The sequence below is a fragment of the Gordonibacter pamelaeae 7-10-1-b genome, from assembly GCF_000210055.1.
GTDB lineage: Bacteria > Actinomycetota > Coriobacteriia > Coriobacteriales > Eggerthellaceae > Gordonibacter > Gordonibacter pamelaeae.
Map to the genome: position 1 here is coordinate 519,554 of NC_021021.1, position 11,542 is coordinate 531,095.

The following is an 11,542-nucleotide window of genomic DNA, read 5'->3' on the forward strand; positions in this document are numbered from 1 at the left end:
GGTCGAGCACGCCGGCCGAGGCCAGCGCTCCCGCCACCAGGACGAAGGCGGCCTCGCCCGCGACCCAGCCCCATGAACGCCGAGCCCAACGCACGCTGCTGCCGAGCGCCCATGCCGCCGGCAGCGCGAGACCCAGCCCGCTGTACACCATGAACATCGCGTAGCCCCAGAACCAGACGAGCGGGCTGGAATAGCCGAACATGCTCGGCGAGCGCAGGAAGTCGCTTGCAACCTGGACGAGCATCATGGTCGCGAACACGACGAGCGCCTCGAGCGCCACCGAGCCCGACGAGCCGCGCGAGGGCTTGAACGCCGCCCATAGCATGAGCACCGCGCTCATCGCGGCCACGAACGCGAAGAGCTCGAGGAAGCCGGAGTGCGCCGACGGCACGATAAGCGAGAGGAGCCATGCCGCGAGCACCGCAACGAGCGTGCCCGCCAGCGCGTACCCCGCCCGAGCGAGCATCGAGCCGCTCGCTTCGTTTCCCGCCGATTCGCCATCGTGCCGCATGCTGCGCTCCGTCCGACTCAGATTACAATCCGCGAGACTCCCGCCTCTTCTGCGCTTCGCGGTAGACCACATCGTCGGATCGCACCCCGATGACGACGATGCGCATAGCATGCTCTGCTCGCTCCAACTTGTACACGATGCGGATGCCGTCTGACTTCAATTTCACCTTCATCAATCCGCTGAGCTGGGATACGCGCTTGTTGCCGAGAGGCTTTCCGTAACCGCCCTCGGATGCGGGCAAGGGATTCTCCTGAACCTTGGCGATCGCCTTCACGACGCGGATGCGCTGCGATCCGTCGAGGCTCCTCAAATCATCCTGCGCTTCGGGGAGAAACGAAAGCTCCCATGTCATGACAGGTCCACGTCGTCGGCTGCGGCGATATCCTCAGGAGCGATGCCCAGGTCGGCGTACACCTCGTCGGCGGACAGGAAGCCCGCGTCCTGGTTCGCCGTCAAACGCGCCATCGCCTCGGCCATGAGCACCATGTCGGCTTCGACTTCGGACAGGTACGCGTATTCGTCGGGCGTGGTAATGACGCGATAAGGCGCGTTGTTCTTCAGCACGATGACCGGATTGGAGTTCGACGCGGACGAGAAGGCCTGCGCCGCCTTGCCCCGGCTGAACGCCGACACCGGCACCATGTTGTCCAAAAGCTCTGCGGGTGTTGCCATGCGACCTCCTTAAGTCGTGAAAATATACTATCATATCTTCACGACTTAAGGCAATTTACGACGCGTCCTCTTCCTGCTCGGCCTTCAATGCTTCGAAGGCGGCCTTCATGGTGGGGTTCTTCCTCGTCAGGCGCTTGATGGTGAGGTCTTGGGCCTTGTTGTTCGCCAGGCGCAGGTTGTTCTCGGACGACATGAGCGCCTCCTTCGTCTTCTGCAGGTGCAGGATGGTCTTGTCGATCTCGTCGATGGCCGTCTGGAACTTGCGGCTGGCCAGGTCGTAGTTGCGCGCGAAGCCCGCCTTGAAGGCCTCCATCGACTCCTCGAAGTTCGTGATGTCGATGTTCTGGTTGCGCACGACGGCGAGCTCCGCCTTGTACGCCATCGAGTTCAGCGCCGCATTGCGCAGGATGGAGATCATCGGGATGAAGAACTGCGGCCGGATGACGTACATCTTCTCGAACCGGTACGACACGTCCACGATGCCCTGGTTGTACAGCTCGCTCTCGGGTTCGAGCAAGGTGACCAGCACCGCGTACTCGCAGCCTTTCTTCGCGCGGTCGGCGTCGAGCTTCTTGAAGAACTCCTCGTTCTTGTGGCGGTAGGCCGACTCGTCGGACTCGTTCTTCATCTCGAACATGATGGAGACGATCTCGTTGCCCTCCTCGTCGCACTCGCGGAAGATGAAGTCGCCCTTCGAGCCCTCGGACGCATCGTTGTCCTTCTCGAAGTACGCGCGCGGGAACGCCGTGGCGCGCAGCTTGTTGAACTCCACCTCGCAATGCTGCTCGAGCGACTCGCCCACGAGCTTGGTGGACAGGCGCGCCTTCATGTCCTTGTAACGCTCGATCTCGCCCTCCTTGTAGGCGATGATGTCGTCCTTCGCCTTGAGCTCGATGGCCAGCTGCTCCTTGAGGGCGCTGGTGGCCTGGCACTTCTCGGCGTCTTTGAACTTGACCTGCGCCGCCAGCGCGTCGCGCTCGCGCTCGAGGGCCGAGCGCGCCTGCTGGACCGCCAGCTGCTTCTCGGTCTCGAAGGCGCGCTTTTGCGAGGAGGCCAGCTGCTCGAGCTCGGCGATGCGGGCGTCCTTCGCCGCCACGGCGTCGGCCAGCGCGCGCTCGCGCTCCGCCTGGGCGAGGCGCGCCTCGTTCTCGCGCTCGCGCGCCGCCGCATCCAGGCGAGCCTCCAGCTCCGCAATGCGCGCCTCCTTGACCGCGGCGTCGCCCTGCGCCTTGCCCAGCGCCTCGGCCACGGCTAGCTGCACGGCCTGCTGCTTCTCGGTGGCCAGCAGCTCTTCGTGGCGGCGCACCTCCTTGTCGAACTCGGCGTCGCGCACCTGCTTGAGGATGGCCGCGAAGCCGGCCTCGTCGATGGTGAACATCCCGCCGCAATGGGGGCACTTGATCTCGTTCATGCTCGCTCCTTCTCGTGTATCCCCCGATTCTACCGCATCGATCAGCGCCCGACAGTCCCACGTTCGGTACGATTGGCGATGTTTTCACTCGGACATGGCGAAAGCCGGGAGTAAGGCCGCGTTCTCGCAGGGGCGCCAGGGTCGTTGCCCGTCCAAGAAGGTGACCTTACCCCCGGAATGTGACCTTACCCCCGGGCTTTCGTCACGCTCCCATCCCGCTCCCAAACCGCCGCCTATCGTGCTCTTTGTTTCAAAACGTTTAAATCATCGCAAGCCTCAAGATTCGCCCCGTATAATGGCGAAAGATGCAAATTCCCCGAAGGAGGTCCCACGAAGATGAGTTACGTCGATCGCGTCATCGAGCAGGTGAAGGCCAAGGATTCCGAGCAGCCGGAGTTCATCCAGGCCGTCACCGAGGTGCTGAAGTCCCTGGAGCCGGTCATCGAGTCCAACCCAGCCTACGAGAAGGCGGGGCTGCTCGAGCGCATCGTCGAGCCGGAGCGCGTCATCATGTTCCGCGTGCCGTGGGTCGACGACGAGGGCAACGTGCACGTGAACCGCGGCTACCGCGTGCAGTTCAACAGCTGCCTCGGGCCCTACAAGGGCGGCCTGCGCCTGCACCCGTCGGTGAACCTGGGCATCATCAAGTTCCTGGGCTTCGAGCAGATCTTCAAGAACAGCCTGACCACGCTGCCCATGGGCGGCGGCAAGGGCGGCTGCGACTTCGACCCGAAGGGCAAGTCCGACCTGGAGGTCATGCGCTTCTGCCAGAGCTTCATGACGGAACTCTACCGCCATATCGGCGCCGACACCGACGTGCCGGCCGGCGACATCGGCACGGGCGCCCGCGAGGTGGGCTTCATGTTCGGCCAGTACAAGCGCATCAAGAACGTGTGGGAGGGCGTGCTCACCGGCAAGGGCCTCGCCTACGGCGGCTCGCTCGCGCGCACCGAGGCCACGGGCTACGGCCTCATCTACTTCGTGCAGGAGTACCTGAACTGCCATGACGACTCCTTCGAGGGCAAGACCGTCGCCGTGTCCGGCTCCGGCAACGTGGCCATCTACGCCACGCAGAAGGCCCAGCAGCTGGGTGCTACGGTGGTCACGCTCTCCGACTCCACCGGCTGGATCCACGACCCGGCCGGCATCGACGTGGACCTGGTCAAGCAGATCAAGGAGGTCGAGCGCGGCCGTATCAGCGAGTACGCCAAGCGCAAGGCGGGCGTGGAGTACCACGACGGCCGCGGCGTATGGAGCGTGCCCGTGGACATCGCCCTGCCCTGCGCCACGCAGAACGAGCTCCTCATCGACGACGCGAAGCAGCTCGTGGCGAACGGCTGCAAGATCGTGGCCGAGGGCGCGAACATGCCCACCACGATGGATGCCACCGACTACCTCATGGAAAACGGCGTGGTGTTCTGCCCCGGCAAGGCGGCGAACGCCGGCGGCGTGGCCACCTCCGGCCTGGAGATGTCGCAGAACTCCGAGCGCCTCTCCTGGTCGTTCGAGGAAGTGGATGCCAAGCTGCAGGGCATCATGAAGAACATCTACCATGCGGCGGACGACGCGGCCAAGGAATACGGCCACGAGGGCAACTACGTCATGGGCGCGAACATCGCCGGCTTCAAGAAGCTCGCCGACGCCATGATGGCCCAGGGCATCGTGTAGCGCGAAGCGCGACGAAGCGAGCGCATCGAGCGGCCCCCGACGTTCGGCGGGGGCCGCTTCACGTTCTAGCCCCGGCGCCTGCGATTGGAGCCGAACCCCTCCGGCTTGTCGCGATCGAGCAGCGCGATCGTCCGCTCCAAGAGCGCCACGAGGTCGTCGCCGTCCTCCGGATAGCACACGGCCGCCGAACGGGCACGGCAGAACGCCTTGCGGTCGCCTGCGCGCGCCTTCCACATGAGGGCGAGCTCGAGCGAGCGCATCAGGTCCGCGAGCACATGCTTGCCCACCCGCCCGCGGATGGCGACGACGAAGGTCCCGCAGCCCACCCGCGCGCTCACCTGGTCGCCGTGCACCGCGGCACCAATTTCCTCGAGCACTTTGCCGAGATAGCCCTACCGCGCGTCCCAGCCCATGGCGAAGGACGTCTCCTCGAAGTCGTCCACCGTCACGCATATGAGCGTGAGCGGCGAGTCGGGGCCGAGCCTCTCCTTTCCCAGCGCCTCGACGAAGCCGCCGAAGTTGTACATGCCCGTCTCCTGATCGGTGCGCCTCGCCTGGTCGACGCGGCGGCTTGCCCGCCTCGCCCGCATGCCCATGAACAGGCAGCCGACCAAGAGGAGCGCGATCGCCGTTGCCACGGCCACGATGGCCGCCGTCCAAGGGCCCGGGACCCAGCCGTCGGCGGGCATGATGGATAGCGTCCATTCGGTGGGCATGTCAAAGGACGCCTTCGCCGCATGGGAGAAGTCGCGGCCCCCGTCCGAGACGGCGATGACGTCCTTGCGCCCGTCCTGGGGGCTGACCGCCCAAAGCTCGTAGAGGTAGCCGTCCTGCTCGAGCTGCGAAAGCCCAAGCTGCTCAATGACGTAATCCGCCTTGAGGGCCACCGCCACCTCGCCGTGGTACGCCCCGTCGACGTCGACGGGCTCCAGGAACACGAACGACTCCTCGCCGTTCGCCAGCGTAACCGGGCCCTCCACCACGAATCCGTCGATCCACTTCGCCAAGGTGAACACGTAGGTGAACTGGGTGAGGTCGCGCCCTGCCATGTCGCCGAAGTCGCTTTCCGGGAACGCGTAGCGCATCGTGTCGCCCACCACGTAGAGCACGCCGACCACCTCGTCGCGCTCGAGGAGCGCGCCTGCGGCGGCGGGGAGCCACGACTCGTCGTCGGGGTCGACCTCGAGGGCCGCCGTCAAATCGCCTGTCTCGCCCAGGCTTCCCTTCAGCTTCAGCTCGATGGTCTGCTGGAACGAGGCAAGCAGGCTGTCGGCATCGACCCGACGGATGTCCTTCACCTCGTTGTAGGCGGAAACGCCCAGCACGGCGCACAGCGCCACCGCCGCGAGGGAGAGCATCGCGAACCCGAAGCCCCCTCGCCACCCCGCGCGTCTCACGACAGCCCCTCGTCCTGGTAGAGGCAGTAGCCTTCCTTGCCGCGCTGCTTGACGAGGTACAGCGCCCGGTCTGCCTGCTCCAAGAGCTCGTCGGCGTCCGCCTGGCGGTCCCACACCGTCGCGCCCACGCTGCAGTGCACCTCGAACGATGATCCACCTGCCTGGATGCTCACGTGCAGGCGCCCGGTGAGCTCGTCGAGGACGCGACGCAGCTCGGCCTCGTCGTCGAAGTCGGTCATGAGCAAGGTGAACTCGTCTCCCCCGTAGCGGCCGACCAGCCCGTCGTAGCGGCGCTCGTACTCGCGCAGCAGAAAGCCCACGGTCTTGAGCGCCACGTCGCCGGTGGCATGTCCGAACGTGTCGTTGATGTTCTTGAAGTCGTCGAGGTCGATGAAGCAGAGCGCGTAGATGCCGTCGCCGGCGTTGTCCAGCGCGTTGGCGAGCCGGCTTGCGAACACCGAGCGCGTCACCGTACCGGTCAGTCCGTCGGAGAGCCCCGAGGAGGTGAGCTCGATGAGGTCGGCGAAGCCGCTTTCGGCGGGCCCGTCGGTGTACACCTTCTTCTGCAGCTCGGCAACCGACCTCTCCAAAAGGCGTGCCTCCTCCATCTGGCGCGCGAAGGGGCGGCGCATGAGCAGGAAGGCCGTGGCGATGACCGCCACCGCCACGATGGCCAGCGGGAAGACGGCGCGCATGACCTTGGCGTAGGCGTCCCAGAAGCTCGCCACGCCCACGATGTCCCACTCGGTGCCCACCACGGGATAGGCGGAGTAGTAGCGCACGTCGAGGCCGTCGACGGTCCAGAACGTCACCGGGTTCAGGGCCAAAAGCTCGCTTTGCACGATGTCGGCCGTCATGCCGAAGGCGATGGTGTCGCGGATGGGGTCGAGGAAGGGGTCATCGTACTCGTGTCCCGACGTGGCGGACATGACCTGGCCCTTGCCGCCCACGATGAGCGACTCCACGTACGAGCTCGCACGGCTCTCGTCAAGCATCTCCACCATCTCGTCGAAGTAGATGGACGCGAACAGCGAGCCTGTCATGGCGCCCCGCCCGTCACGCAGCGGCACGATCACCGTGTAGTTGAGCGTGGTGCCGTCGGCGCCCGCCACGAAGCTGTCGGTGACGTAGCGCTCGCCGGTGGAGTACACGCGCTGCATGTGCGAGCGGCTGGCCAGGCTGGCGGGCCCCGTCGCGTCCCACACGTTGATGCCGGCATCCACGTAGCAGAGCAGGAAGAACCCGAAATGCTCGTTCACCTTGTCAACCAGGTCGACCTTCGTCATGACATCCACGTCAGGATCGTAGAGTGTCTCGCGCTCCGCAAGCGTCTCGAGCAGCTTGAACGTCTCGTCGATGCGCCCTTCCACGCGGGGAAGTGCCGACGCGATCGACACGTCCGCCTCGTGCCGCATGTCGGAGACTGCCATGAACGCGCCGAACACGAACACCACCAGGACGGAGGCGACGGCCAGCATGACGCCGTAGAGCGCCATCTGCTTGTACGAGAACCTGGAGGCCCCCTGCCCGTTGCGCGCTTCGCCTGCCATTACGTACAGCTCCTTCGCCTTTAGATCCACGGAGGCATTGTAACATGGCCCCATACCGCGGCCGCCCTTCAGCGGTCCTTACGAGGCCTGCAGCACCTTGGCGGACACGACGTTGCTGGGAGATATGAGGATGGCGCCCACCGAGCCGACGGCCGGGGCGTCCACGTAGAACGTGCCGTCGATGGTCTCGCCCATGACGAACAGGTCCTCGTCCTGGGTGGACACCACGATGTCGATGCCCGAGACGTCCTCGGCGTACTCCTTGTCGGGCGTGACGAGCACGATGAAGTCGACCTTGTGGCGCTTGAAGTAGGCGATCTGCTTCTCCAGCACGATGGTGGACGTGGGCTCGGCGATGCCGAACACGCCGAAGCGGTGCCCGCCCTTCTTCAGGATGACGCCCTCGCGGTACGCGTCGAGGTCGACCGTGTCGAGCGAGAACACCGTGGCGCCCTTCTCCTCGTAGCCTTCCTTGGCCTCCTGGGCGCTGAGCGTCTTCTTCTTCGGGCCGAGCAGGCTTCCCTCGCCCTCCGCCTCGGGGACGGGCGCGTTCCCGGCCGCGTCGGAGCCGTCCTTGCCGTCGGCCGCGCCGAAGGCGTCCGGCGAGCCAGTATCGGCCTCCCTGTCAGCGGCCGCACCGGTATCGACCCCTTTGTCGCCGGCCACGAGGTCGACCGCGTCCTTGCCGTCGACCGCGTCCTTGCCGTCGGCCGCGTCCCCGGCCGCGCCGTCCTTCGGTACGGCGGCGTCCGCATCCCTTCCCAGCCGCCGGTTCTACGGCGGTCCCCGGGTACACGATGGCGGTGTAGCCGTCCATGCTGCCGAACGTGTCGTCCAGGTTCGACGCCGCCACGTTCCAGGAGTGGCCCGCCACCAGGTACCATCCCAAGCCGCACAGGCTGAGGACGATAAGGGCCAGGAACACGAAGAGCGCTATTTTCTCGCGAGATTTCACCGACATAATGCTCAGCATTATACCGTGCCGAACCGAAGCCGCCTCCCAGATGGGCAACCGACAGAATTTCGACAGCTACGCGCTCCCGCCGATGCGCGCGACGCAGGAAAAACCGCGGTGCGGCAGCCCGCCCGCCTACACCAGCTTCTCGTAGGCGATGCGCTCGGGCGTGCCCGCTTCGGCATGCGCGATGTAGATGACGCCGCATTCGGCGTAGCCGCTCTTCTCCAGCAAACGGCGCATGGGCAGGTTGCCAGGATGCGTGTCGATGCGCACGCTCTCGCATCCACGGTCGCGCGTCAGCTCCTCGGCGCAGGCCAGCAAGAGCGAGGCGGCGCCGCGTCCCTTGCACGATGCCGATACCGCCACGCGGTGCACCACGCCGTAGCACGCATCGTCCGAACGCGTGGCCGTGAGCCAGGAGCCTCGATCGATCAGGTCGTAGTCGCCCTCGCCCGAGAAGCCCACCATGGCCGTGGCCACGACGGTGCCCTCGTCGTCGACCACGACGTAGGACTCGCCGCGTGCACGGTCGATTTCGATAGCCTCGCGATGCGGGTACCCGCCCTGCCACTGGTCGATGCCGAGCTCGGCGAGCGCGCGCCGGCCTTCGGCGAGGATGTCCATGATGCGGTCGACGTCCGACGCGCGGGTTGAGCGGAATTGCACGGGGGTGTTCTCTTTCTTCTCAAAGGAGCCGTTCGAAACAGAGCGGCGATCGGATAGGCGCCGTAGGGGTACGGCGGCGCACGGTCAGGGGATTGCACGGCCGGCGGGGATGCCCGCCTTCACCACAGGCGCTCGAACGCGTCGCGGCGTCTCTCGCGGCCCAAGCGGTCGCGCAAGGCGATGGTGCCGCAGGACGAGAAGCCGTACTCCATGAGCAGCGCGCGCATGGGCCCGTTGCCCTCGTACACATCGCAGCGGAGGCTGCGCTTGCCGGCGGCCTTCGCAAGGCGCTCCGCCTCGCCCAGGATGAACATGCCCACGCCGCGGCGGCGCGCCTCCGATGCCACGCACACCCAGTGCAGGGCCGCATACGAGGCCTCGCCATCTGGCGGGTCGGGTGACTCGGTGAGCCAGTCCGCGCCCGAGGAGCGGCCGTAGGCCTCGTCTCCGCGCGGATCGACGGCGAACACGCCGATGATGCGCTCGCCGGCGGCCTCCTCCTCGCCGCTGCGCTCGGGCACCGTGACCACGTGGGCGGTGCCCCAGTCGATGGCCCGCATGACACGGCGCTCGGAGGGGTATTTCTTCGACCCCTTCTCCTCGATGCCCAAGGCGGCCAGCGCCTCGTGGCCGTCTTCCAGCACCTCCTGAAAGCGCACGAAGTCGTCATGCACCGCCGGGCGGGAGCGATAATAGCCCAGAAGCGACGCACGCCCCTCGAAGGGAGGCAGGTCATCGGGCGATCCGTCCAGGCCGCCCTCGCCCTTCGCGGGCGCCTCCTCGCGCTGCGTCACCAAGAGCACCATGACCACGATCATGGCGATGCCCGCCACGTCGACCGGCGTGACGGGCGTGCCCAGCCACACGGCCGAGATGACCGTTGCCGACACGGGCTCGACGCAGCCCACGAGACCGGCGCGCACCGGGCCGGCATCGGTGATGCCCTGCAGGTAGAACAGGTACGCGGCGAACGTGCCGATGATCACCATGGCGCCCATGACGCCCACGAGCTCCGGCGTGATGCCCACGGGGATGCTCCATGGCTGCACGAACACGGTGGCCACCGTGCCCCCCAGGAGCATGGCCAGGCCCGTGACGATGAAGCTTCCCCACTTCGCCAGCACCTTGCCGGGAAGCAGCGTGTAGGCCGCCAGCGCGAACGCCGACACGACGCCCCACATGAGGCCCTCGGCCGGTATGGCGAGCGCGCCGATGTTGCCCTTCGTGGCGATGAGGAACGTGCCGCCCAAGGCGAACACGAGGCCGAACAGCTCGCGCGGCTTCGGCCAGCGCCGCACGCGCACGCACACGATGAGCATGATGACCACGAGGCCCAGGCGCTCCAGAACGGTGCCCGTGCCCGCGTTCGTGTAGGAGATGGCCGACAGGTAGCTCATCTGGGTGAGCAGCACGCCGAACATCGAGAAGGCCGCGATGCGCAGCAGCGAGCGCTTGTCGCGCAGCACGGCGCGCAGGCTGCGCCAGTTCTTGAACAGGCACGCCACGAGGAAGATGAGGGCCCCCAGCAGCAGGCGCACGCAGGTGATCCACGCCACCGGCACCCCGAGCTCGCTCGTCATGAGCTGGGCGCAGGTTCCCGAGAACCCCCAGCAGATGCCGCCGAGCGCCGCGAACGCGATGCCGCGTGCCACATGGCTTTTCCTGGGCGCCGCCTGCGCGATCGCCGCCTGACCGGCCATGGCCCTCCCCCTCTCCTTGTCTCGCGGGGCCGAGCCCCCTAGAATCCATCAGCGCATTGTCCCACGGAAGCCCACCACGGTAAAGAGGTTTGGCGAGCCTTTTACGTCGTTTTTGATCATGCGCCCAAAACCGGGCGCAGGCGGCCGCTGCCTACAGGAGGCGCTCGTAGGCCACCCGGGTTTTCCGACGGCCGAACACATCCTTCATGGAGAGGATGCCGCAGCGCGCGTAGCCGTGCTTCTCCAAGAGCTTCTGGATGGGCACGTTCTGCTCGTACACGTCGGCGCGGATGCTCCGGCGCCCGCCGGCGCGCGCGATGCGGCCCGCCGTCTCCAAGATGAACTGCCCCACGCCGCGCCGCCGCGCTGCAGGCGCCACCGAAACCCAATGCAGCTCGGCGTAGGGTTGGGGCTGCGCGTCCGTGTCGGTGAGCCAGGCGCCCTCGATGCCGGCCGCGTAGTTCTTGTCAGGCGAGAACGACACGGCGAACACGGCTATCATGCGCCCGTGCGCGTCCTCCACCACGTGGGTCGTGCCGTTCTTTATGCTGTGCATGAGGCGGCGCGCCGAGGGGTACTTCTTGCGCCCCTCGTCGATGCCGAGCGCGGCGAACGTCTCGTGCCCGGCGTCGAGCAGGGCCGACACGCGGTCGAAGTCCTCGCGCACGGCAGGGCGGCTCGTGTAGTAGCCCAGCACCGAGGCGCGTCCAGCGAACAGCGGCGGATCGTCGTAGGCGGCCGCTCCGGCGGCGGCCGGCTCCGCAGATCCGCCTGCGACCTGCGGCTTCTTCTCCCGCTCGGTCACGAGGAAGATCATGGCCACAATGAGGCCGCAGCCTGCCAGGTCCCACGCCGACACGGGCGTGTGCAGCCAGAACAGGGCCAGCACCATGGCCGATACCGGCTCGACGCAGCACAGCAGGCTCGCCTTCACGGGGCCGGCGTCGGCCACGCCCTGCAGGTACAGCATGTAGGCGCCGAGCGTGCCCACGAGCACGATGGCCAACGA

Annotated in this window: 12 protein-coding genes and 1 pseudogene; 2 read left to right on the plus strand and 11 right to left on the minus strand. The window is 66.7% G+C overall.

Annotated features, from left to right (window positions below):
* The 4 genes and pseudogenes from GPA_RS18730 to GPA_RS02470 form a co-directional block, all read right to left on the minus strand.
* Positions 1-511 (minus strand): annotated as a pseudogene (locus GPA_RS18730) (hypothetical protein); the annotation flags it as partial.
* A gap of 22 nt (positions 512-533) precedes the next feature.
* On the minus strand, positions 534-863 hold the full coding sequence (locus GPA_RS02460; RefSeq protein WP_015538835.1) for a type II toxin-antitoxin system RelE family toxin: 330 nt from the start codon (positions 861-863) through the stop codon (positions 534-536).
* Positions 860-1,183, minus strand: coding sequence for a hypothetical protein (locus GPA_RS02465; protein ID WP_041238838.1), 324 nt, complete (start codon positions 1,181-1,183; stop codon positions 860-862). Before GPA_RS02465 ends, GPA_RS02460 begins: the two co-directional genes overlap by 4 nt.
* Positions 1,184-1,238: 55 nt before the next feature.
* Positions 1,239-2,594, minus strand: a complete 1,356-nt coding sequence (locus GPA_RS02470; RefSeq protein ID WP_015538837.1) for a DUF2130 domain-containing protein — start codon at positions 2,592-2,594, stop codon at positions 1,239-1,241.
* A 336-nt stretch (positions 2,595-2,930) separates the two neighbouring features.
* On the opposite strand from GPA_RS02470, the gene gdhA reads away from it, so the two are divergent.
* Positions 2,931-4,262: an NADP-specific glutamate dehydrogenase gene (gene gdhA / locus GPA_RS02475; RefSeq protein ID WP_015538838.1), complete on the plus strand. Its 1,332-nt coding sequence runs from the start codon at positions 2,931-2,933 to the stop codon at positions 4,260-4,262.
* A 65-nt stretch (positions 4,263-4,327) separates the two neighbouring features.
* On the opposite strand, the gene GPA_RS19900 is transcribed toward gdhA, so the two are convergent.
* The 4 genes from GPA_RS19900 to GPA_RS02490 all read right to left on the minus strand — a co-directional run bounded on the left by GPA_RS19900 (position 4,328) and on the right by GPA_RS02490 (position 7,875).
* Positions 4,328-4,639 carry a hypothetical protein gene (locus tag GPA_RS19900; RefSeq protein WP_231847547.1) on the minus strand — a complete coding sequence of 104 codons (312 nt, stop codon included), beginning with the start codon at positions 4,637-4,639 and terminating at the stop codon, positions 4,328-4,330.
* A gap of 15 nt (positions 4,640-4,654) precedes the next feature.
* Positions 4,655-5,659, minus strand: coding sequence for a GGDEF domain-containing protein (locus GPA_RS02480; protein ID WP_231847548.1), 1,005 nt, complete (start codon positions 5,657-5,659; stop codon positions 4,655-4,657).
* Positions 5,656-7,209 carry a diguanylate cyclase domain-containing protein gene (locus GPA_RS02485; protein ID WP_015538840.1) on the minus strand — a complete coding sequence of 518 codons (1,554 nt, stop codon included), beginning with the start codon at positions 7,207-7,209 and terminating at the stop codon, positions 5,656-5,658. The genes GPA_RS02480 and GPA_RS02485 overlap by 4 nt, the downstream gene beginning before the upstream one ends.
* Positions 7,210-7,287: 78 nt before the next feature.
* A complete protein-coding gene (locus GPA_RS02490; protein ID WP_231847549.1) occupies positions 7,288-7,875 on the minus strand; it encodes a hypothetical protein in 588 nt (195 codons plus the stop codon).
* 149 nt (positions 7,876-8,024) lie between these two features.
* On the opposite strand from GPA_RS02490, the gene GPA_RS19905 reads away from it, so the two are divergent.
* The gene (locus GPA_RS19905; RefSeq protein WP_015538841.1) at positions 8,025-8,318 is read left to right on the plus strand and encodes a hypothetical protein; all 294 of its coding nucleotides are present in this window, start codon (positions 8,025-8,027) and stop codon (positions 8,316-8,318) included.
* Here the strand turns inward: GPA_RS19905 and GPA_RS02495 are convergent.
* The 3 genes from GPA_RS02495 to GPA_RS02505 form a co-directional block, all read right to left on the minus strand.
* Positions 8,300-8,833, minus strand: a complete 534-nt coding sequence (locus tag GPA_RS02495) for a GNAT family N-acetyltransferase (protein ID WP_041238839.1) — start codon at positions 8,831-8,833, stop codon at positions 8,300-8,302. The two genes, GPA_RS19905 and GPA_RS02495, sit on opposite strands and share 19 nt — an antisense overlap.
* Positions 8,834-8,952: 119 nt before the next feature.
* Positions 8,953-10,533, minus strand: a complete 1,581-nt coding sequence (locus tag GPA_RS02500) for a GNAT family N-acetyltransferase (RefSeq protein ID WP_015538842.1) — start codon at positions 10,531-10,533, stop codon at positions 8,953-8,955.
* A 151-nt stretch (positions 10,534-10,684) separates the two neighbouring features.
* The coding region (locus GPA_RS02505; protein ID WP_156791113.1) for a GNAT family N-acetyltransferase at positions 10,685-11,542 on the minus strand (858 nt) is incomplete at its 5' end.

Excerpts from the sequence above, each read along its gene's own strand:
- gdhA (WP_015538838.1), top strand. The coding sequence starts at position 2,931 with ATGAGTTACGTCGATCGCGTCATCGAGCAGGTGAAGGCCAAGGATTCC.
- GPA_RS19905 (WP_015538841.1), top strand. The coding sequence starts at position 8,025 with ATGCTGCCGAACGTGTCGTCCAGGTTCGACGCCGCCACGTTCCAGGAG.
- GPA_RS02465 (WP_041238838.1), bottom strand. The coding sequence starts at position 1,183 with ATGGCAACACCCGCAGAGCTTTTGGACAACATGGTGCCGGTGTCGGCG.
- GPA_RS02485 (WP_015538840.1), bottom strand. The coding sequence starts at position 7,209 with ATGGCAGGCGAAGCGCGCAACGGGCAGGGGGCCTCCAGGTTCTCGTAC.
- GPA_RS02500 (WP_015538842.1), bottom strand. The coding sequence starts at position 10,533 with ATGGCCGGTCAGGCGGCGATCGCGCAGGCGGCGCCCAGGAAAAGCCAT.
- GPA_RS02470 (WP_015538837.1), bottom strand. The coding sequence starts at position 2,594 with ATGAACGAGATCAAGTGCCCCCATTGCGGCGGGATGTTCACCATCGAC.
- GPA_RS02460 (WP_015538835.1), bottom strand. The coding sequence starts at position 863 with ATGACATGGGAGCTTTCGTTTCTCCCCGAAGCGCAGGATGATTTGAGG.